The 20,195-nt window shown below is 56.7% G+C and carries 21 protein-coding genes and 1 pseudogene; 7 read left to right on the plus strand and 15 right to left on the minus strand.

The features are described from left to right. Positions 1–192 precede the first annotated feature (192 nt). Positions 193–573, plus strand: coding sequence for a RidA family protein (locus PMI36_RS10995; RefSeq protein ID WP_008073153.1), 381 nt, complete (start codon positions 193–195; stop codon positions 571–573). A 109-nt stretch (positions 574–682) separates the two neighbouring features. Here PMI36_RS10995 and PMI36_RS10990 read toward each other — a convergent pair whose 3' ends face one another. The 10 genes from PMI36_RS10990 to PMI36_RS10945 form a co-directional block, all read right to left on the minus strand. After that, positions 683–1,696 (minus strand): GlxA family transcriptional regulator, encoded by a 1,014-nt coding sequence (locus PMI36_RS10990; RefSeq protein ID WP_177319495.1) that lies wholly within the window; start codon positions 1,694–1,696, stop codon positions 683–685. A gap of 106 nt (positions 1,697–1,802) precedes the next feature. Beyond that, entirely contained in the window at positions 1,803–2,801 is a 999-nt protein-coding gene (locus PMI36_RS10985; RefSeq protein ID WP_008073155.1) for a 4-hydroxyproline epimerase, read from the minus strand. 13 nt (positions 2,802–2,814) lie between these two features. Further along, the gene (locus tag PMI36_RS10980) at positions 2,815–3,666 is read right to left on the minus strand and encodes an ABC transporter permease (RefSeq protein ID WP_008073156.1); all 852 of its coding nucleotides are present in this window, start codon (positions 3,664–3,666) and stop codon (positions 2,815–2,817) included. After that, positions 3,663–4,511 carry an ABC transporter permease gene (locus PMI36_RS10975; protein ID WP_008073157.1) on the minus strand — a complete coding sequence of 283 codons (849 nt, stop codon included), beginning with the start codon at positions 4,509–4,511 and terminating at the stop codon, positions 3,663–3,665. Before PMI36_RS10975 ends, PMI36_RS10980 begins: the two co-directional genes overlap by 4 nt. After that, a complete protein-coding gene (locus PMI36_RS10970) occupies positions 4,508–5,626 on the minus strand; it encodes a quaternary amine ABC transporter ATP-binding protein (RefSeq protein WP_008073159.1) in 1,119 nt (372 codons plus the stop codon). The genes PMI36_RS10975 and PMI36_RS10970 overlap by 4 nt, the downstream gene beginning before the upstream one ends. A gap of 79 nt (positions 5,627–5,705) precedes the next feature. Continuing rightward, positions 5,706–6,554 (minus strand): glycine betaine ABC transporter substrate-binding protein, encoded by an 849-nt coding sequence (locus tag PMI36_RS10965; protein ID WP_008073164.1) that lies wholly within the window; start codon positions 6,552–6,554, stop codon positions 5,706–5,708. Positions 6,555–6,626: 72 nt separating this feature from the next. Beyond that, positions 6,627–7,973 (minus strand): NAD(P)/FAD-dependent oxidoreductase, encoded by a 1,347-nt coding sequence (locus PMI36_RS10960; protein WP_008073166.1) that lies wholly within the window; start codon positions 7,971–7,973, stop codon positions 6,627–6,629. Further along, positions 7,970–9,487, minus strand: a complete 1,518-nt coding sequence (locus tag PMI36_RS10955) for an aldehyde dehydrogenase (RefSeq protein ID WP_008073168.1) — start codon at positions 9,485–9,487, stop codon at positions 7,970–7,972. Before PMI36_RS10955 ends, PMI36_RS10960 begins: the two co-directional genes overlap by 4 nt. Continuing rightward, a complete protein-coding gene (locus PMI36_RS10950) occupies positions 9,480–10,391 on the minus strand; it encodes a dihydrodipicolinate synthase family protein (RefSeq protein ID WP_008011804.1) in 912 nt (303 codons plus the stop codon). Before PMI36_RS10950 ends, PMI36_RS10955 begins: the two co-directional genes overlap by 8 nt. Further along, positions 10,388–11,101, minus strand: coding sequence for a GntR family transcriptional regulator (locus PMI36_RS10945; RefSeq protein ID WP_007895940.1), 714 nt, complete (start codon positions 11,099–11,101; stop codon positions 10,388–10,390). The genes PMI36_RS10950 and PMI36_RS10945 overlap by 4 nt, the downstream gene beginning before the upstream one ends. A gap of 450 nt (positions 11,102–11,551) precedes the next feature. Between PMI36_RS10945 and PMI36_RS10940 the strand changes: the two genes are divergently transcribed. Further along, entirely contained in the window at positions 11,552–11,773 is a 222-nt protein-coding gene (locus PMI36_RS10940; protein WP_008073170.1) for a hypothetical protein, read from the plus strand. A gap of 50 nt (positions 11,774–11,823) precedes the next feature. Here the strand turns inward: PMI36_RS10940 and PMI36_RS10935 are convergent, their stop codons facing one another. Beyond that, positions 11,824–12,276: an Lrp/AsnC family transcriptional regulator gene (locus tag PMI36_RS10935; RefSeq protein WP_008073172.1), complete on the minus strand. Its 453-nt coding sequence runs from the start codon at positions 12,274–12,276 to the stop codon at positions 11,824–11,826. A 188-nt stretch (positions 12,277–12,464) separates the two neighbouring features. Between PMI36_RS10935 and PMI36_RS10930 the strand changes: the two genes are divergently transcribed. The 4 genes and pseudogenes from PMI36_RS10930 to PMI36_RS32085 all read left to right on the plus strand — a co-directional run. Then, positions 12,465–13,082, plus strand: a complete 618-nt coding sequence (locus PMI36_RS10930; protein WP_008073174.1) for a LysE family translocator — start codon at positions 12,465–12,467, stop codon at positions 13,080–13,082. 28 nt (positions 13,083–13,110) lie between these two features. Then, positions 13,111–13,953 carry a 3-methyl-2-oxobutanoate hydroxymethyltransferase gene (panB, locus tag PMI36_RS10925; protein WP_008073176.1) on the plus strand — a complete coding sequence of 281 codons (843 nt, stop codon included), beginning with the start codon at positions 13,111–13,113 and terminating at the stop codon, positions 13,951–13,953. A 21-nt stretch (positions 13,954–13,974) separates the two neighbouring features. After that, positions 13,975–14,460 (plus strand): MaoC family dehydratase, encoded by a 486-nt coding sequence (locus PMI36_RS10920; protein ID WP_008073178.1) that lies wholly within the window; start codon positions 13,975–13,977, stop codon positions 14,458–14,460. 115 nt (positions 14,461–14,575) lie between these two features. Next, positions 14,576–14,683, plus strand: a pseudogene (locus PMI36_RS32085) (VOC family protein); the annotation flags it as partial. A gap of 44 nt (positions 14,684–14,727) precedes the next feature. Here PMI36_RS32085 and PMI36_RS10915 read toward each other — a convergent pair. Genes PMI36_RS10915 through PMI36_RS10900 form a run of 4 tightly spaced genes read right to left on the minus strand, consistent with a single transcriptional unit; the run spans position 14,728 to position 18,949 of the window. After that, on the minus strand, positions 14,728–15,852 hold the full coding sequence (locus PMI36_RS10915; protein WP_008073180.1) for an agmatine deiminase family protein: 1,125 nt from the start codon (positions 15,850–15,852) through the stop codon (positions 14,728–14,730). Positions 15,853–15,878: 26 nt separating this feature from the next. Further along, on the minus strand, positions 15,879–16,982 hold the full coding sequence (locus PMI36_RS10910; RefSeq protein WP_008073181.1) for an extracellular solute-binding protein: 1,104 nt from the start codon (positions 16,980–16,982) through the stop codon (positions 15,879–15,881). Between the two features lies 1 nt (position 16,983). Continuing rightward, the gene (gene aguB, locus PMI36_RS10905; protein ID WP_007895956.1) at positions 16,984–17,892 is read right to left on the minus strand and encodes an N-carbamoylputrescine amidase; all 909 of its coding nucleotides are present in this window, start codon (positions 17,890–17,892) and stop codon (positions 16,984–16,986) included. Positions 17,893–17,896: 4 nt separating this feature from the next. Beyond that, positions 17,897–18,949 (minus strand): agmatine deiminase family protein, encoded by a 1,053-nt coding sequence (locus PMI36_RS10900; RefSeq protein ID WP_008073182.1) that lies wholly within the window; start codon positions 18,947–18,949, stop codon positions 17,897–17,899. Between the two features lie 134 nt (positions 18,950–19,083). Between PMI36_RS10900 and PMI36_RS10895 the strand changes: the two genes are divergently transcribed. Then, positions 19,084–19,950, plus strand: a complete 867-nt coding sequence (locus PMI36_RS10895; protein WP_008073183.1) for a LysR substrate-binding domain-containing protein — start codon at positions 19,084–19,086, stop codon at positions 19,948–19,950. Positions 19,951–20,195: the final 245 nt, after the last annotated feature.

Raw genomic sequence — 20,195 nt, forward strand, 5'->3', positions numbered from 1 at the left:
CGGCACAGTCAACATTGATGTTGCCTGACACATCGCCTTCGCGAGCAAGCCCGCTCCCACAGGTTTCGCGCTTTAACTGACTGGCATTGAGTCACGACGATGGGGCTGTAAACTGGCCGCATGGCTAATCTGGCCTGCTGCCAGCCGCCCCATACACAACCGCCCTTTACCACCTCAAGCACGAGAACCCTCATGGCAAATCGCGACATCACCTTTCTCCCCGACCCAGACCCGGAATCCATCTCCTCCGATGTCGCCGGTTTCGGCGGCCTGTTGGTCTCCACTCAAATCCCCACCCGCGCCGACGGCAGTCTGGAGCTGGGTGGCATCACCGAGCAGAGTGAATGCACTCTGCAAGCGCTCAAGGTAGCGTTGGAGCTTGCCGGCAGTTCGATGGACCGGATTCTGCATCTGACCATCTACCTCACTGACATGGCCGATCGCGCCGCTTTCAACGAAGTCTACAAGCGCTTCTTCACCAAGCCCTGGCCGGTTCGCGCCGCCGTTGGCGTGGCCTCTCTGGCGGTCGAAGGTATGCGCGTGGAAGTTACCGCGATGGCGGCCAAGCGCTGAATCTGCGGACTGATCCGGTGGCCCGGCTCCAGCGAGCGGCTACCACCGGGCCATTCCCGACGGCAGTTTTTGCGCCGTCGGGCGATCCTCACCGGGACTCAAAAAGCGGCTATTTGACCAGCCGTTTTTCCTTGGAAGGCCTATAGCCGAAGTACGAGCTATAGCACTTGCTGAAATGACTGGGCGACACAAAGCCACAGGCAACCAGCACGTCTACCTGGGACAGCTCTGTGTGCTGAAGGAGTCGACGCGCTTCGGTGATGCGCAGCTCCATGTAATATCGCTGCGGCGTGGTCCCGAGTTGCTCCTTGAACAAGCGTTCGAGTTGTCGCCGGGAACGGCCCGCGTAGACTGCCAGTTGCTCCAGCTCCAGAGGCTCTTCGAGGTTGGCGTCCATCAGCTTGACCACCTCTCGCAATGGCGCGCTCACACAGATATTTTCAGCCGGTTTGATGCGCCGATAACGAGACTCCTCGAAAGCAAGAATGTCCTCGATACCCTCGACCAGGGCTTTATCGTGCAGTTCCTTGATCCAGTCCAACGCCATATGAAATGCCCCAGAGGGACTGGACGCGGTGAGCCGGTCTCGATCAATCACATAGGGTTCACTGGTGACATGCGTCGACTTGGAGATTTCCGCGAGTGCGGGACGATGTTCGGGGTGAATGGCGCAACGGTATCCATCGAGCAAGCCTGCGCTGCCCAGGAACCATGCACCATTCCACAACCCGGCCAGACTGACGCCCTGATCCGCCGCCGCTCGCAACAGGCTGATGAACTCATCAGTCGCCTTCAGTTCTGTCCGGTAGCCGCCGCAAATGACCAGCAGGTCCAGGTTGTGAATGGCTGAAGAATCGATACGTGCATCCGGCCGAATGACCAGGCCCAGATCGCTGATGACCTCCCCCTCATTCAAGCCGAACGTTCGGGAAGAGAACAACCCGGGGCGCAGCAGATTCGCGGTGACAATCGTGTCCAGCGCTTGCGTGAACGCGGGCAGCGAGAAATGCTCGAGCAGCAAAAAGCCTGCCCGAGTCATTCGAGCAGGCTCGCCAGGGTTTTCATTCAGATAGCGGAGGTTTTTCCCTTTCATGCCTCCGCTGAATTGACGTCGTTCGATCAATGTTCGACCCACTCGGTTACGTTAGCCAATCTGTCATTTGGTGCGCTTGTAAAGCGTCATGCTACCTGCAGAAGCTCAAAAAGCCCTAGCACCATTATGCGACCGATCAGGCCAGTTGAAAGCCGTGACGAAGCGGGTCTTTATCATCGACGAAAATGGTGTTGTGGCCGGTGATCTGCGCCCAGCCACCGATACTTGGCTTGATACCGTCAAACGTTCCGACTTTTACCGATGCTTCGACTTTCCCTTCGAATATCGTCCCTATCAGGCTTTCATTGCGCAACGTATCGCCTACGTGCAACCGCCCCTTGGCAAACAGTTGGGCCATGCGCGCCGAGGTGCCGGTGCCACCCGGAGACCGATCAATCGCCTTGTCGCCGTAGAACACCGCACCACGTCCATCGGCTGCGGTGCTGTGTTGGTCGTCACACCAGATGACATGGTGGACGCCGCTGATCCCGCTGTTCTCGGGGTGCACGGGATCACAGACTTCTGCCAGCGCCGAGCGCAGTTTCTGGCTCAGGCCAACGAGGTCTGCCGTGGTCAGCCCTTGCAAGCCAGCCCAGTTCTCCTGCGGCTCGACCACCGCATAGAAATTACCGCCAAAGGCAATGTCCACAATAAGCTCTCCGACGCCGGGCACGTCCACCACCACGTCGGCGCTGTGCAGATAACTGGCGACGTTGAACAGACGAATAGAGTCAACGAACTCACCGTTCATGGTGTAGTCGACATCTACGCGTCCGGCCGGCGTTTCGATCGCCAGTTTGCCGGGTTCCCGAGGCGTAACCAGGCCTTCTTCAATGACCACGGTCGACAGCCCGATCGTGCCTGCCCCACACATCGGCAGACAGCCACTGACTTCAATGAACAAGGCACCAAAGTCACAATCATCACGCGTGGACGGATAGATGATCACACCAGACATGATGTCGTGGCCCCTGGGCTCGAACATCAATGCGGTTCGCACCCAGTCATGATCGCGAACGAAAATCTCACGTCGTTCGGCCATCGAAACGGACGGCAACAAAGGCCCGCCGCCCGCCACCACCCGCACCGGGTTTCCGCACGCATGGGAGTCAATGCAGAAAAAGCTATGTCGCATGCTGAAAACCCTTTCAGAGAAGTTTGCTTGGGGAATGACGCTGCAAAGCGCCGCGTGACAGACGATCCAGCAGCAGAGCAATAGCAACAATCGCCAAGCCGGCTCGAAGCCCTAATCCCATCTCCATCCTGGAGAGACCTCGGGTCACTTCAGCCCCAAGACCACCCGCCCCCACCAGACCTGCCAACACCACCATCGCCAGGGACATCAGGATGCATTGGTTCAGCCCCACTAACAGCGTGGGTGCGGCAGTCGGCAGTTCTATCTTGAACAGAATATCCCTTGGTGAAGCACCGGACGCCTGGCCCAACTCCAGCAGATCCTTAGGCAGTTGCTTGAAGGCAAGGGTCGTCAACCTGAGCATTGGTGGAATGCCGTACACAATCGTCGCGATGATTGCCGGTACGCGCCCCAGGCTGAAGAGAATCACCGCGGGGATCAGGTAAACCCAAGGCGGCACCGTCTGCATGATGTTAAGAATCGGCAGAAAGGCTTCATCTACACGCTTCACACGGGCCGCCAGGACACCCAGCGGAAAAGCGATGGAGACCGATATCAAAACGGCCACGGATACCAGCGCAATCGTCTGAATGGAAGCGACCCAGAGGCCAGAGAACAAGCAAAAAGCCAACATCAAAGCAGCGAAAACAGCGACTCGCTTGTTAGCGAAAAAGAACGCCGCAACAACGACAAGGCCAATGAATAAATAAGGATGGGGAGCAAGCAGTGCCGTTTCAACGAAGCCGAGTATCGCCTCGATGACTTGGCTAATGCCCTTGAACAACCCGTGTAAATTAGCGTTCAGCCAGTCCACAGCGGGCGCCAGAAACTCGCCTGGAGAAAATTGGATGTCCATTGTAGTCATTGCGCTTCTCCCATCCGAGACCGTGCAGCACTCTGCGCCAACCGATCCAGAATCATGGTCAGAATGACGATGGCAATGGCCGCGTTGATCGACTTGGCGATATCCAGTGTGCGTACCGCCCCATAGATGGATTCTCCCAACCCGCCAGAACCCACAATGCCGGCGATCACGACCATGCCGAATGCCATCATCAGGCTTTGATTAACACCGGCCATGATGCTTGGCATGGCGAACGGTAACCGGATCTTGAAAAACATCTGCCACCGGGTGACGCCGCTGGCATCCCCCAGTTCGATGAACTCCTGTGGAGTCATGCGAATCCCCAGAGAGGTCAGCCGCATGGCCGGGGGCACGGCAACGATAAAGGTCGCCAACAGTGCGGTTGCCGGGCCGTAGCCGAGCAACGCAATTGCCGGCAACAGATAGATGTAAGGTGGCATGGTCTGGATCAGATCCAGAACCGGATCCACGACTCGATCAAATGACGGCGCAAGACCGGCCAACACACCCAATGGAATCGCAACAACCAGTGCCAACACTGTGGCGGTCAGTACCAAGGCAAGGGTACTCACCGTCTCCGGCCACAAGCCCATGACGTCGCAGAATATCAACGCCAGGCCTGTGAGAATCGCGAATCGAACGCCAACCGCCCGCCAGCCGATCAAGGCCAGGACAATCGCGATGACGTAATAAGGGGGATAGGCAATACACCACAAAACGCTTTCGTAAACGCCCTTCAGCATCGTATTAGCGGTGTCGAACACAAACTCGCCGTTATCCATCAGCCATTCCAGGCTCGAGTCGACGGCCGAATCGAATTGGTTGGAAAAGTCAGGCGTGCTCATGTTGACGCCTCCAGAACTGTGGCGCCTGACGAGGCCGCGAACTCATTCGGAATACCTTGAACGCCACGAAGCAGATCACGCAGCGTAATGACGCCAACCACTGCGCCGTTATCGACGACAGCGAGTGCATCGCGGTCGGACTTCATCGTCAATCCGATCAGCTCGTTGATATCCGTGTCGGGCGAGGTTTTGGTCAGCTTGGAGATGTCGCAGCCAGGGTTCGCAACCTTGTAAGGCTCGACGGGCGTCATGACCGATTGAGCTTTGACCAGATGCAATCTGGAAATACCTGCGACAAATTCCGCTACGTAGTCGTCAGCCGGGTTAAGGACAATGTCCTCGGCAGTACCCACCTGAATGATCGCGCCATCTTTCATGATCGCGATGCGGTCACCAATACGAATCGCCTCGTCCAGGTCGTGAGTAATGAATACCGCGGACTTGCCAAGCTCCTTGGTCAGCTGGCGGAACTCATCCTGCAACTGCCGACGAATCAAGGGGTCAAGCGCACTGAACGGCTCATCCATCAAGATCACTTCAGGATCCGCCGTGATCGCCCGCGCCAGCCCCACCCGTTGTTGCATGCCACCGGACAACTCGCTTGGGTAGCGCGACATCCAATCGCTCAAACCCACCTTGGCCAACGCCTGTTCGGCCACTTTGTAACGCTCGGCCTTGCCCACGCCCTGCACTTCCAGGCCGAACGCCGTGTTCTCCAGAACCGTGCGGTTAGGCAGCAAGGCGACGCTCTGAAAGACCATGCCGATATGCCGCGCCCTCACCTCCCGCAGCTGTGCGGGCGTCAGGGATGAAAGGTCTTTGCCTTTGACCAGAACCTTACCGGCGCTGGGTGTGATGAGTTTGTTCAGAAGCCTGATCAGAGTAGATTTGCCACTGCCCGACAATCCCATGATGCAAAAGATTTCTCCTCGGCGAACCTGGAGACTGACGTCGGAGACCCCGACTACGCAGCTGTAATTTTGCAGGATCTGGGTCTTGGTCAGCCCCTGCTGAACGACAGCATTCATCGCAGCAGGTGCGGCTTTACCGAAGATTTTCCAGACTGACTGGCAATCTACCAGCACTTCGTTAGTGTCTATTTTGGCCGTTGTCATTTCGTAACCCGTCGAACCAGTTTTTGCTGGTTTCTCTAATTAAATCAAAGGGCGGCAGTGGCGGAGAAAAGTACGTTCGTTATTTCTTTATATTTTCCCAGCGTTTCAAAAGCTCGGCATGGTTATCTGTCCAGCCTTTAATTGCCTGCTCCATGGTTTTGCCATCCTTGACCTCGCCGTTTATCGCGGTGATATCGGCAATCGGTACATATACGCTTGCCATAACTTCACGCGCGCGTGGGTAAGCTTTTGAGAAATCTTTGTGGCCAATCCAGTAATAACCTTGTGGTGGAGGGAAAATACCTTTTGGATCCTTGAGGAACTTCAGGTCAAACTTTTGCGCCATCCATGAAGGTTCCCAAACGGTGACAGCCACCCACTCTTTACGATCGACAGCCGACTTCAACGCCGCGGTCATGGCCGCGGTACTGCCTTCCAGCAATTTCAGCTTGATGCCGTAGGCGTTGACCGCATTGGTCGCATCGCTCATCAAACCCGAACCTGGCTCGATACCGATGATTTTGCCGCCGAACTTTTCAGCGTTGTCATTCAACTGCTCGACAGCATCGATATCCACATACTTGGGTACTGCAATACCCTGGTAGAGCCCGTAAGAAACCGGGGAGAGTTTTTCCAGACGGTTTTTGTTCTTGTTCCAATAATCGTTCGCCGCATAGTCGGTTTGCGAAGCAAGTACCTGGATATCACCTTTACTTAATGCGGCGTAAGCAATACCCCATTCGGAAAACTCTATGACTTTTACGCTATAACCGGAGTCCTCAAGCACCTTCTTTGTTATACCGGTAATGGGCGTCAAGTCTTCCCATGAAAGTGTGCCCATGGTGATTGTTTTTTCTTCTGCGTGAACGGGCAAACACATCATGCCAGCCACAGCGACAGCGCAGATTGCCTTCCAAATCTGTTTCATGGCGAACTCCGATCTACGTTTACAACTAGAGATTAGGCCTTCATAGAATAAAAGCCGGTTGTTTGAAGCAATTCAGCCCTCTCGCCCTGCTCTCAGTGCCTGCCAACGAATAACCGAGTTGACACCCAGCTTCGTCAATATCTTTGGCGGAAGCCTGCTCGGCCCTGGAGTACGACTGAAACTTTCTAAAACCCTCGAATGAGAGCCTGTGGCTAACTCAGCTGCCATCACGCCGGCCAAGGTGCTCTTGACCGTTCCCAGCCCATTTTCACAGCACGCCGAATACAGGTTTTCTTCTATCTCTCCAAACGCCGGGGCACTGTTATGGCTCAAGCAAAGGCGCCCAGCCCAACTGAATTCGAACGGAGTCGATTTCAATTCGGGAAAGCGCGCATCCAGAGAACGCCGTTGTTCTTCGGCGACTGCAGCAACCCGTCTCAGCGTCACTTGAATACTGGGGTCATAGGTGAACTTGGTCCGAATGACGATTCGCGAGAGACCGTTTGAAGAAATTTTGCGAACGGTCGCGCCCATCGGATCCGCTGGTAACAAAGCCCATCGAGCCTTGCCTGTCACCGCTCTTTCAAACTCATCATGACTATAAGCAGCCGTCATCGACGCGTAGGTAAACACGTGCAGCAGGCGACCTTGAAAATGGCCGAAGTCTTCGACATGACCGTTGACTGCGAGAATCACCTTGGGCGCATTAACAGCGCCACGATAAGATTTCGCCTTCCAGCTATTTCCCGTTCTGGACAACTCGATAATCGGCGACCGTTCATAAAGGCTGACGTTCTTATCCAGTCCGAAGGCGAGATCTCTAATGTATTGAGCCGGCTGAATCATCACCGCGCCGGGCGTATACAGCCCGCTGTGGTAATAGCTGGAACCGGTGATCTCTTGCATCTGCGCGGCGTCCAGCAACTCGTACTGTTCACCAATGCTTTGAAGCGACTTGGCAAAATTGGCATTGAGCTTCATTCCACGCTCTGTTGCAGCCGCGTTTATCTTCCCCGAGGGATCAAAGGTCTCGGTAGACATGCCGTATTCGCGGGCGGCTTCAGCTGCAAAAGCGATAGCAAAGCGGTTCTGGGCGATTTCCTGCGACGTTGCAGACTCACCGGCAACCGAATATTCCCCCGATGAAAGACTGTGCGGCACGTCGATCATGAAGCCAGAGTTTCTGCCTGCCGGCCCCTTCGCAACTTCATGGGCGTCAACGATCGCAATGCTATCGCCTGGGTGCAGTTGGGATAGCCTGCGAGCGGCGGAGAGACCGGCAAAGCCTGCACCGATAATCAGCCAGTCCGCCGTCACGTTCCCATCAAGCAGGCGGACAGGAGCCGTGCGTATGGAAATCGCCTCCCAACCTGAAACCCCGGTGTCGACCGGTAGGCGCTTGATGGTATGGGTGCTCATTTTTCGGTCTCATCAACCGACCGATCAGACACATCGATCCAGATGGTTTTGATTTCGGTGTACTGATCGTGAGCAAAAATGGATTTGTCCCGACCACCGAAGCCCGACTCTTTGTAGCCGCCGAAAGGCGTCGAGGCATCACCTTCGCCAAAGCAGTTGACGGTGACGATGCCGGCGCGAATTTCCCGCGACAACTTGATTGCCCGTCGCAGGCTGCCGGTATAAACAGAGGCGGCCAGGCCGTATACCGTGTCATTGGCCAAGGCAATGGCTTCAGAGATCGTGTTGAAGGTGGTGACCGAGAGAATCGGGCCGAAGATCTCTTCCTGGAACAGCCGACTGTCTCGACCGACACCGTCAATCACTGTCGGCTCTACGAAGGCACCGTCTTTGGTAGCGCCGCCGTACACGACGTCAAGCTTTGCGGCGGTGGCGTGCTCAAGGTACGACTTCACTTTTTCGAAATGCTCTGGGCTGACCAGCGACCCCACGCGATTTTGAGGATCCAGCGGGTCGCCCATCTTCCATTCGCGGATGTAGGCGCCCATGCGCTGCAGCAGTTCATCTTTGACCGACTCGTGGACGATCAGGCGCGAAGTCGCGGAGCAGTTTTCGCCCATGTTCCAGAACGCGCCGTTGACGACATGCTGGGCAACAAGATCCAGGTCTTCGGCATCGTCCATCACCACAGCAGGGTTTTTTCCGCCGCACTCGAGCACGATGCGTTTCAGGTTCGAATCGGCTGCGTAGTGAAGAAAGCGGCGACCGGTCGCGGTAGAGCCAGTGAAGCTCACCATGTCGACGTCGTTGTGCAAGCCAATCGGCTCGCCGACTTCTTTGCCGGTGCCGGTCACGATGTTGAGTACACCGGCGGGCACACCGGCTTCAAACGCCAGCTCCGCGACTCGCAATGTGGTCAGCGTGGTTTGCTCGGCGGGTTTGACGATGACCGAGCATCCTGCGGCGAGCGCCGGGCCGATTTTCCAGGCCAGCATCAGCAGGGGGAAGTTCCAGGGCAATACGCAGCCCACCACGCCAATCGGCTCACGGACAACCATGGTCAGCGCGTCACTGCCCACTGGGGCGGTGTTGTCATAAATCTTGTCGATCAGTTCCGCGTGCCAGCGCAGTGTGTGAATAGTGTCCGGCACATCAACCAACTGACACTCACTAACGGGCTTGCCGCTGTCGAGGCTCTCGAGAACTGCCAGTTCATGTTGATGGGTTTCAAGCAAATTCGCGAACTTCAGCAGAACAGCTTTGCGCTCCCTGGGAGAAATCGATCTCCAGCGCCCGTCCTCAAAAGCCTCTTTGGCATTAGCCACCGCAAAGTCGACATCCCCGGACGAACAGGCAGCGACGTTAGTCAAAAACTCACCCGTCGCCGGATTGTTCGTGGCAAACGTTTTGCCAGAGATCGCGGGCTTGAACGCGCCATTGATGAAAGCGTTGGATGGCAACGAAATGTCTTTGGCAATCGCGGCATATTCGGCCTTGCTCAGAAGATCACCCATGGCTGGCTCCCGAAGTAATGCTTGCTACGTTGCGTTTCAGTTCGGCGATGACGGATTCAAGGCTTTGCTTTTCTTCAGGATCCAGAGGCTGAAGCGGTAACCGCACATCCCCTACTTTCAGCCCGGCAACCTCGCAACCGTATTTGATCGACTGCACAAACTTGCCACCGTCCAACGCATTCATCAGCGGCATCATCGCCGACATGATTTGACGGCCTTTATCGAAGTTCTTTTCGATCACGCAAGCTTCATAAAGCGCTACGTGTTCCTTTGGCAGGAAGTTGGACCCTGCACAGACCCAACTCCTGGCGCCCCAGGCAAAAAACTCGAGCGCTTGGTCGTCCCAACCGCATGACAGTGCGATATTCGGAAACTCGCGAGCGAGCAGATGTACACGCCCCATGTCGCCGGAACTTTCCTTGATGGCAATGACGTTTTTCGATTCGCTCACTCGGGTGAGGTATTCCTCATCCATCGAAACGCACATGCGACCCGGGTAGTTGTAAAGCATGATCGGCAGGTTGGCGGCGCGATCGATGGTCAGGGCGTGGATCGCGTTTTCCCGAGAGGTCGGCAGCGCGTAAGGTGGGCTGGTGACGAGAATGGCGTCCGCCTTGATCGCTTTGGCATCCTTGGCGTACTGAACGGCATCTTCAGTGCGAATGGCCCCGGTACTGACGATCAGTTGAACCCGCGTACCGATGACATCCTTGGCATACGCGGCAAGCTCAGTACGCTCTTCTGAAGTCTGCGCATAATATTCGCCGGTCGAGCCGCCGATAATAATGCCGTGTACCTTCGCCTCAATCAGCGACTCCAAAACTTCCGAGTACACACTCCAGTCGATCTCCCCATCAGGTTTATGCGGAGTCACTGCTGGCGTATAAATACCTTCAAATTTCAAGACGATTTCTCCGAAGATGAATGACGTGGAAGATCAACGAGCGCGTCCGCCTTGATGCCTTGGGGCGCGATAAAGATTTCCATGTTTTCTCGGGACAGCTCCCAATGTTCAAACACAAGATCAACCACTGCACCTTCATCGCGACGCTCAATGGCCTCGATAAATGAATCGTGGTGGCAGGCGGACAGATCAAGGCGTTGTTCCATATCCTCGTTCTGAGGCCGGAAAAAGGTATTACCGATTCGAGCGTGATCGATAAGCAGTCTTTCCAGGCTGGGTTGCAGGTATTGGTTACCCGCCATCTCACCCATAATCGCGTGGAAGCGATTGTTCTCGACCACCATCGCCAGCGCATCCCTTGAAGTGGTGGCATGGCGGAAGCGGTATTGCGTGTCTTTTAAATCGATCAGTTGACGTGGCTTGAAGTTTTGAACGGCCAGACGGCCGATGGCCGCGTACATCATCGGCGCAACCAGGAAAAAGTTTCGCAGTGTCGAGTGATTCATCGGAATAACTCGAGCACCGCGATTTTCGCGAATGTCGATATAACCTTCACCGGCCAGGCGGCGAAAAACTTCTCGAACGGGAGTGCGTGACAGGCCATAACGCTCGCTGAGAATGACTTCATCCAGCGCTTCGTCAGGATCGAGTTCCATCGTCAAAATTTGACGTTTCAAGTCTTCGTAGAGACAAGTTTTGCCGTTTTTCACAAACGACCTCCAGAGGTGGTTTTGCCGTCAGTTGCGCCTGACTGATGAGTCCAGACTCGCACGGGTTTTTGGGGTGGTCAATAGATTGTATTTCTTGTGTATACATAGAAAACACAATAAAAATTCACCGAGCTTTTAGTATTTTCCCTTTAGATTCAGATGGTTATTCATTTATTAAAAAAACGACGTAGTCGCTTACAGAAAAGAATCGGGTCGCTTTTGGAATGCTATTGCCTAGATCATTCCCTAATAAAGCTTATTACCAAGCGCACCTGTGTTTGGCGCGGTTGGCCGGGGACGACACGCGAGAGAGCGTTTGCGACATGCCATTAAGGCAAGGGAGAGGCGTTACTGAAAACGGAAAGTATTGAGCCGCGTCATAAAGGCTGAAAAACCCGAACTCCCTCCATACCGCTGAATCCAATGTGTAGGCCAATGGAGGTGAGCGAAATGAACAATGATGACCGTGTTAAAGACGAAAAATCAGAAACGACCTCGAACGTCCCGCCTGCCGATACGTCTGGCAAACCTGTCGATGTGGTCGAAAGAGAGCTTGAGGACAGCGACAGTGACAACGAAGGTGTAAATCAAACTCATGCCCGGGAGCTGGAGGCTGAAGAGCTCAGGCGAAAAATAGCGGAGATAGAACGCAAGGTGGCGGACGGTAATTAGCGAAGGGGCGAGGCCTTCGGATCGCCTGTCGACGATGAAACTTGCTCAAGTCACAGAGGAAGCGAACGGTCTTGAATGACTCGTTTCATCACCAGGGTGGAAGTCAGGCGCTGAACGTTAGGCAACGTGGAAAGGCGCTCATCGTAAAGCTGCTGGAACGCTGGCAGGTCTCCGGTGACGACATGGAGAAGGTAATCTGGCTCTCCAAAAAGCCTTTGAGCCTCCACTATCTGGGGGATCGCCTGAAGCGCCACCTCGAATGCTTCAACCGCCCGGCGATCGCCCTCGCGAAGCGTCGCAAACACCATTGCCGAAAAGTTAAGGCCGAGCGCGGCGGGAGCGAGCTGTGCGCGATAACCCAGAATCACGCCTGATTCCTCCAGGGCACGCACCCGACGATGGCATGGGGACAGGCTAAGACCGACCCGCTCTGCCAGCTCAGTCACCGACAGGCGCCCGTCCGCCTGAAGCTCGGCAAGAATTTTCAGATCAATCCTGTCCATATAGAAGAATCTCCCTCAACGCGATATCCAGACTGGAATAATAGAGAAAATATTCTAGCCGGTTTCAATTATTCTTTCCGTGAACTTTATGGCTGATCGTCCGTACTTTTCGAAACAAGTCGGACCGACTCTCAATGTCTGCGAGATAGAAACATGCAAGTACCCGTTGAAATAAGAAGGTGGCGAATATGACCCTTAGTGTTCTCGCCGCATTCTGGGCTGTGTCGTTTTTGTTTGTGATTACACCGGGGGCGGATTGGGCGTACGCGATCTCGGCGGGGTTGTTTGGGCGTGTCGTGATGCCCGCCGTGGCCGGGCTGTTGATCGGGCATTTAGTCGCAACGTTGGTCGTGGCGGCCGGTGTCGGCGGACTTGTTGCGAGCAACCCCGTTGCCCTTTCGGTGCTCACCGTGGGTGGGGCTGGGTATCTGCTATGGCTGGGCATCAACATGCTTGTGCATCCCTCGGTTCCTCGCGCGGGACAAGTCCAGGAATCCGCCTCCTGGGCGCGCTGGACCTTTAAAGGGCTTTGCGTGAGCGGCCTCAACCCCAAGGTCTTCCTGCTGTTCCTGGCGCTACTGCCTCAATTCACCGACCCGACCGCTTCCTGGCCAGTGCCGATGCAAATTATCGCGCTAGGCCTGCTCCATGCGTTCAGTTGCGGCGTGATTTATCTGCTGGTGGGGTTCGGCTCTCGAATCGTGTTGCAGGCACGTCCCGTTGCGGCTCAAGTGGTCAGTCGGCTTTCGGGGGCGATCATGATCATTATCGCGGTGCTGTTGCTGATCGAGCAGATCTTGCACTGAGCGATTATTCATCTCGGAGGAAAAGATAATGAGTGACACGTTCTCGCCTTACGGCAACAACGAAGTGTCGAATGTGAAATCACGTATCCGGATTCCTCATCTGCAACAGATGAAAGTGCAAGGCCAGACGTGGGCGATGCTGACGGCCTACGACATGTACACGGCCACGATTTTCGAAGAAGCCGGCATTCCTGTTCTGCTGGTGGGCGACTCGGCATCCAACAATGTCTACGGTCATGAATCCACGCTTCCCGTCACGGTTGACGAGCTGATTCCACTGGTACGGGCCGTCACCCGATCAACCCGCAGACCATTGGTGATTGCCGACCTGCCCTTCGGCTCCTACCAGGCCTCTGCCGAGCAATGTTTTCATACCGCTGTCCGTTTCATGAAGGAAGGTGGCGCCCATGCGGTGAAAATCGAGGGTGACATTGAGATGCTGCCGCAGGTCGAGAAACTCACCCGCTCGGGGATTCCGGTAATGGCTCACATTGGTTTTACCCCGCAATCCGAGCATCAATTGGGTGGCTATCGTGTTCAGGGACGAGGTGACAATGCGCAGCGACTGATCGAGAGTGCCCGCGCCTTCGAGGCCGCCGGCGCCTTCGCGCTGCTCATTGAAATGGTGCCTGCTGAAGTCGCTGCACGCATCACTGCCGCCGTTTCCATTCCTACCGTCGGCATTGGCGCCGGCAACGGTTGCGACGCCCAAGTATTGGTTTGGCAGGACATGGCGGGGCTGCGTACCGGGCCTCTGCCCAGGTTTGTCAAACAATACGCCGACATGCGGGGCGTGTTGCTCGGGGCCGCGCGCGACTTCGCCGGCGATGTGCAAGCGGGCGACTTTCCAGGGGACGAGCATTCCTTCTAGTCGACAGGACAAGGGACTTCAATGAAAAGCTTCAGACAGCGTGCAGCCGAAGGGCTTCAAACGGGTGATAGCTTCACCCTCTCCCGCTGCTTCTCGGCGGAAGATATCCAGCACTTCGCGCAGATCTCCCGCGACTACAATCCGGTGCATTTCGATGCGCGTTTCGCCGAAGCCCGACGCCTTAAAGCGCCGGTTTCTCATGGCCTGCTGACGGCGAGCCTGATGACTGAAATCGGCGGCCAGATTGGCTGGCTGGCCTCAGCGATGACTTTCCACTTCAAGCGCCCCGTTTATCCAGGGGATACCGTCACCTGTCATTGGCTCATCAAGGACATGGATGAAAAAGGTCGTGCGACGGCGGTTATCACGATGACCAACGAGGACGGCATTACCGTGCTGGAAGGAGAAACCAGCGGCGTTTTGCCTGGCCCGCAGGAGCGGGAAATCATGAGGCAGATGCTGGCCGAGGGTGATCCCACGAATGAGGTGTCGCGTTCTGATAGATGATCGCCATGGGTTGAGAGCTGCCCTTACTAAACCGGGTGTTTCGGCCGATTCTGAAAAGTCAGCGTTCGGATTCAGTCTCTTCTACAGAGCCGATCCATAACGGCCGTTCCATCACGCCGCGATAGCCAATCCTGATCAAGCGGCGGCCAAGCGCGCGTTCGACGCCATGATGGGGATGGGCAAGATCGACATCGCTGCGATCGAAGCGGCTCTGGAGGGTTAACCCGCGCCCGCGGATGCAAGGCCATACCGACGCGCTGGTCCAGACTACGCCTGCGGTTGGTGACTGGTCACACAGTGGATACCGCCACCACCGGCGGCGATCGCGTCGATGTTGAGCTGTACCACCTCACGGTCCGGGTAGAGCTCAGACAACAGATCAAAGGCTCTGGTATCTGCCGCCTTGTCACCAAACTCCGGCGCAATGATTGCCCCGTTGATGACGAAGTAGTTGATGTAGCCGGCGGCAAAGTCCGGGTTGTTGCGGCTGAACTTGCTCTTGCGTGGATTGAGCGGTGGCGACACGGTATGCACCTGCAGTTTGCGGCCGTCGGCATCCGTGGCCTGTTTGAGAATCTCCAGGTGGGCCAGTGTCACTTTCCGGTCGTAGGACTCAGGGTCGTTGTCGAGGTTGGCGATCACCACGCCTGGCTTGACGAAGCGGGCGTAGAAGTCGACGTGGGCGTCGGTGATGTCCTTGCCTTTGATGCCCGGCAGCCAGATGATTTTGCGCAAGCCCAGGCGGGCTTTCAGCTCTTGCTCGACCTCGGCCTTGCTCCAGTCGGGATTGCGGTTGCTATTGATCCAGCTGCTTTCGGTCATGATCGCCGTGCCATGACCATCGACTTCAATACCACCGCCCTCGCCCACCAATTCGCTTCGGATGTGACTGGCATCCACGGTGTCGGCAACCAAAGCGGCCACCTGCGCATCCTTACTGTACTGTTGCTTGTTGCCCCAGCCGTTGAAGTTGAAATCCACGGCGCCGAGCCCGCCTGCCCCATCGATGACAAAGTTGGCCCCGATATCACGCATCCAGACATCGTCGAGTTCGGTGGTGACGTAAGTGATGTCAGTCGTGCCGCAATGTTCTTCGGCCAGTCCCCGCTCGTTACTGCGACAGAACACGGTCACCGGCTCATAGTGGGCGATGGTGCGAGCAATCAGGCCAATGGCCTCTTGCACATCAGGGGTGAAATCCTCCCAGATGGCCTCCTGCGCGCCAAACGCGACGAAGGCTCGCCGGTGTTTGTCGCCCTCATCCGGCATGCGCCAGACACCTTGTGTGGCCGCTCGTGCGTTCAAGGGCGTCAGGCCAAGTCCGATGGACACGGCAACGCCCAAACCAGCCACTACCGATACGTGTTTGATGAACTCTCGACGAGTCGACATGATGATTCCTGAATGTTTGTCTGAAGTCATTTCGTGGTGGCTGTCTTGAACTTGGTCCAGGTTCGCATGCGCGCCCGCATGTCGGGCTGGGGAATGTCCTTGCCAGGAATCAGCCGTTCGTAAGTGGCCTCGTCGAGGTAAATATCCGGGTTGTTGCGCATGGTCGCATCGACGCTCGGACGTGCCTTGGCATTGGAGGTGGGATAACCGGTGAAGTTACTGATCGCGGCCATGTTTTGCGGGCGCATGACGAAGTTGATGAATGCATAGGCGTACTCCGGATGTCTGGCGTCGACGGGAATCGCCATGGTATCCATCCACACCGTGGTGCCCTCACGGGGAATCCGGTACTGGAACGTGGTCTGCTTGCCGGCGGTGTCCGCCGTCCGTTGCGCCTGCGTCATATCCCCGCTGTAACCGAGCGACAGGCACAGGTTGCCGTTCACCAGATCGGTCACCGGCTGCGACTGGAACTTGCGTATGTACGGCCGTAGTTTGAGCAACAGTTCACTCGCCGCCGCCAGGTCTTCAGGCTTTGCACTGCGTGGCTCACGACCGAGGTAATTGAGCGCCACCGCCAGCACTTCGTCCGGCGAATCGATCATCGAAATACCGCAGTCGGCAAACCGGGCGGCCAGTTCAGGTTTGAACAGCATGTCCAGGCTGTTGACCGGGGCATCCGGCATGCGCTGTTTGATCTGCTCGGCATTGTAGGTCAGGCCGATGGTGCCCCAGGTGTAAGGGACAGTGGCCTGGTTCGAATGCACATAATGCGTGCGCAGTTTCTGCAAACCGGGTTCGATGTCATCCAGGGCCATGAGTTTTGACCGGTCCAGCGGCAGCAGGCTGCCGGCGCGCATCAAGCGCTCGGCCACAGTGTCGCCCGGGAAGATCAGGTCATAACCACTGCCGCCAGCCAGCATCTTGGCTTCCAGCGTCTCACTGCCATCCATGACGTCGTAGATCACTTTGATCCCGGTTTCGGCGGTGAATCGGCTCAGGGTGTCCTCGGCAAAATAGTCGGCCCAGTTGTACAGCCTGAGGGTTTTCTCCTGCGCGTGCAGCGACGGCAAGGCACCGCCAAGCGCCAATCCCAGCGCGCCGATCAACAGCTTGTTGGACATGCGCATATCAAACCCCTTGAGTGTTCCAGCGTGCATTGAGGTGACGACCATCCTGGCTTAACAGCGCCCCGTACATCTCCGGACGACGGTCGCGGTAAATGCCCCAGCTCAGGCGCTCTTCACGCATGGCGGTCAAATCCAGGCTGTGAACCAGCACGCCGGTACTGTCTCGGTCGGCTTCGGCGAGCAGCTTGCCCTTGTGGTTGCAGATAAAGGACGAGCCGTAGAAGTTCATCTGCAGGGTCGGATCGGTGGTCGCCACCTCTGGGCCGACGCGATTGGCCGCCACGACCGGAAGGATGTTGGCAGCCGCATGGCCGCGCATGGTCATTTGCCAGTGGTCACGTGAGTCCAGCGCTGCGCAACCAGGTTCAGAGCCAATGGCGGTGGGAAACAGCAAGACTTCGGCCCCCATCAACGCCAGGCAACGCGCGGTCTCGGGGAACCACTGATCCCAGCAGATCCCTACACCGATGCGCCCAAAAGCCGTGTCCCAGACACGGAAGCCCGTATCGCCGGGGCTGAAGTACTCCTTCTCCTGATAACCGATGGCGTTGGGAATATGGGTCTTGCGATACACACCCAGCAGGCGCCCGTCGGCATCGGCCACGCTCAACGAATTGAAGTAGGCATTGCCTGCCTTCTCGAACCAGCTCAGCGGCAGCACCACCCCCAACTCTTTGGCCAAAGCGGCAAAGCGCTTGAGTACAGGGCTGTCTCGATATTCTTCGGCCAGCGCCAAGTGTTTATGGCTTTGCTCAATGCAGAAATACGGTGTGGCAAACAGCTCCTGCAACAGGATGACCTGGGCGCCTTTGGCAGCTGCCTCACGCACCAAGCGCTCAGCCTGATCGAGGTTGTGTTGCAAGTCCCAGGTGCAGGGCATCTGGGTGGTGGCAATCGTCAACAGGGTCATGGCATCAACCCTCCAATGGCCAGGCGGGTTGTTGCTGGGTGATGCAATGCACCCCGCCGCCGCCATGCGCCAGATGATTGATCCGCACCGGTACCACTTCGTGCTCGGGGAAGGCTTGAGCCAACACTTTCGCAGCCGCATGGTCGGCATCGATGCCATAGGCCGGCATGATGATGGCGTTGTTGGCGATGTAGAAGTTGGTGTAGGAGGCACAGAACACTTCAGCGTCGGCGTCCACGGCATCGCTCGCTTCATACAACTCGATCAGCTCGAATTGGCGGCCTTGGGCATCTGTTGCCAGCTCCAAAGCGCGACGGTTTTCCCGAATCACTTCGGCATACACCGAGTGCTTGTCGTGAGTGGCGTCCACCAGCAACACGCCAGGACGCGCGAATGCGCACACGCCATCGACGTGGCCGTCAGTCATGTCGCCGGTTACATGGTCCGGATCGCCCGGCAGCCAGATGGTCTTCTTCACACCCAGCAAACGGGTGAAGATTTCTTCCATCTCGGCCTTGTTCATGCCCGGGTTGCGATTGGGATTGAGCAGCACTGACTCGGTAGTGATCAGCGTGCCTTCGCCGTCGACATGGATGGCGCCGCCTTCGTTACTCAGCGGTGTACCAAAACACTGCACGCCCAGGTGATTGAGTGCGCGGCGCGCCAGGCTTTCGTCCAGGTCGTGCGCCGACTTTCCGCCCCACGCATTGAAGCGCCAGCTCACACCGGCCAGGCCTTGTTGCGGGTGGCAAACGAAGCTTGGGCCGGAGTCCCGGCACCAGCTGTCATTCACCGCCAGCTCGATCAATTCGATGTTGGGTCCGCACAGCGCGTGGGCACTGGAGACTGCAGAGGGGTCGACGACCATCTTCACCGGTTCGAAACGGGCAATGGCGTTGGCCACGCGGGCGAAGTCCTCTTGGACCAGCGCCAGCGTGACGCCCCAACCCGATTCCCAGAGCGCCTGGTTATGTGGCCAAACCATCCAGGTCGCGGTGTGCCTGACCCACTCTGCCGGCATCACCCAACCACTGTTTCGAATTTCATTCTGCTGCATGACAAGCACCTTTAAGTTAAGCCATTGTGTTCAACGAAAATTGCACTGGCGGTCTTGGCATGCATGCTACGGCTGTAAAAAAGGGCAAACAAACGATGGATTTTGCGGAAAACTGATTAGGAGAACTTATCGATATGCTCAAGCACTGGCCACCGCTCGGCACCCTCCGCGGCTTTGAAGCCGCTGCCCGGCTGGGCAGTTTCCACAAGGCCGCCGACGAGTTGCACCTGACTCAGTCCGCCATCAGTCAGCAGATTCGCAGCCTTGAGGCGTACCTTGAACAGCCCTTGTTCTTTCGCAGTGGACGCAGCGTCAGCCTGACCGATGCGGGTCACGACCTGCTCAGCACCACCCAGACGCTGCTGCAACAACTGGCCGTCGGCATTCGCCGGCTTGGGCAGTATCAGAAACCCAACCAACTGGTACTCAACACCACCCCGGCGTTCGCCCGTCACTGGCTGCTGCCGCGCCTGGGGGATTTTCGCCGTCAGCATCCGGAAGTCGATCTGTGGATTTTCAGTACCGATGAAGTCCCGGACATGGCCAGCCAGACTATCGACCTCGCTGTGCGCGATGACATCAGCTCTCAAGCCGAATGCAGCTTCAAGGTGCTGCACGCAGACCGCCTCTACCCGGCTTGTCACCCAACCCTGTTGGCGCTGCCACGCGAACAACGCACAACCCTTCATGGTGAGAGGGAAATGGACTGGAGTCACTGGGCGGTGGAAGCCGGCATCGATGTAGGCCAGCAAGATCAGGGGCTGAACTTCTCCGACCCCGGCCTGCTACTGGACGCTGCTTGTGCAGGGCTCGGTATCGCCTTGGTCAGCCAATTACTGAGTCAGCAGGCACGCGCCAACGGCTTGTTGCAACCCTTGGTGGAGCAAACCATTCGCGGCCCGAACTGGGCCTTGCTGACCCATCGGGACAGTGAGAGCAATGCACGAAGCTTCAGCGAGTGGTTGCTCAGTCACCTGGAAGCAACAAGCCCGACAACGTAACGATTCCGGTCCAGATATTTTGTCCATTCATGAACGATTGCAATTGGGCCAAAAGCGGTCAATATCGCCAATGCCAGCCAGTCAGGTGCGAAACCTGTGGGAGCGGGCTTGCTCGCGAAGGCGATGTGTCAGGCAACATCAATATTGACTGTGCCGCCGTCTTCGCGAGCAAGCCCGCTCCCACAGGGATTGCGCTTAACTGACTGGTATTAGTCAATATCGCTTCCTTTCGTCTACCCTCACAA

Source organism: Pseudomonas sp. GM79 (assembly GCF_000282495.1).
Classification (GTDB): Bacteria; Pseudomonadota; Gammaproteobacteria; order Pseudomonadales; family Pseudomonadaceae; genus Aquipseudomonas.

Coding starts and splice junctions, on each gene's coding strand:
- PMI36_RS10985 (WP_008073155.1), bottom strand. CDS start 2,801: ATGCGACATAGCTTTTTCTGCATTGACTCCCATGCGTGCGGAAACCCG.
- PMI36_RS10895 (WP_008073183.1), top strand. CDS start 19,084: ATGCTCAAGCACTGGCCACCGCTCGGCACCCTCCGCGGCTTTGAAGCC.
- PMI36_RS10970 (WP_008073159.1), bottom strand. CDS start 5,626: ATGACAACGGCCAAAATAGACACTAACGAAGTGCTGGTAGATTGCCAG.
- PMI36_RS10965 (WP_008073164.1), bottom strand. CDS start 6,554: ATGAAACAGATTTGGAAGGCAATCTGCGCTGTCGCTGTGGCTGGCATG.
- PMI36_RS10940 (WP_008073170.1), top strand. CDS start 11,552: ATGAACAATGATGACCGTGTTAAAGACGAAAAATCAGAAACGACCTCG.
- PMI36_RS10930 (WP_008073174.1), top strand. CDS start 12,465: ATGACCCTTAGTGTTCTCGCCGCATTCTGGGCTGTGTCGTTTTTGTTT.
- PMI36_RS10955 (WP_008073168.1), bottom strand. CDS start 9,487: ATGGGTGATCTTCTGAGCAAGGCCGAATATGCCGCGATTGCCAAAGAC.
- PMI36_RS10920 (WP_008073178.1), top strand. CDS start 13,975: ATGAAAAGCTTCAGACAGCGTGCAGCCGAAGGGCTTCAAACGGGTGAT.
- PMI36_RS10975 (WP_008073157.1), bottom strand. CDS start 4,511: ATGAGCACGCCTGACTTTTCCAACCAATTCGATTCGGCCGTCGACTCG.
- PMI36_RS10980 (WP_008073156.1), bottom strand. CDS start 3,666: ATGACTACAATGGACATCCAATTTTCTCCAGGCGAGTTTCTGGCGCCC.
- PMI36_RS10960 (WP_008073166.1), bottom strand. CDS start 7,973: ATGAGCACCCATACCATCAAGCGCCTACCGGTCGACACCGGGGTTTCA.
- PMI36_RS10995 (WP_008073153.1), top strand. CDS start 193: ATGGCAAATCGCGACATCACCTTTCTCCCCGACCCAGACCCGGAATCC.
- PMI36_RS10915 (WP_008073180.1), bottom strand. CDS start 15,852: ATGTCGACTCGTCGAGAGTTCATCAAACACGTATCGGTAGTGGCTGGT.
- aguB (WP_007895956.1), bottom strand. CDS start 17,892: ATGACCCTGTTGACGATTGCCACCACCCAGATGCCCTGCACCTGGGAC.
- PMI36_RS10900 (WP_008073182.1), bottom strand. CDS start 18,949: ATGCAGCAGAATGAAATTCGAAACAGTGGTTGGGTGATGCCGGCAGAG.
- panB (WP_008073176.1), top strand. CDS start 13,111: ATGAGTGACACGTTCTCGCCTTACGGCAACAACGAAGTGTCGAATGTG.
- PMI36_RS10935 (WP_008073172.1), bottom strand. CDS start 12,276: ATGGACAGGATTGATCTGAAAATTCTTGCCGAGCTTCAGGCGGACGGG.
- PMI36_RS10910 (WP_008073181.1), bottom strand. CDS start 16,982: ATGCGCATGTCCAACAAGCTGTTGATCGGCGCGCTGGGATTGGCGCTT.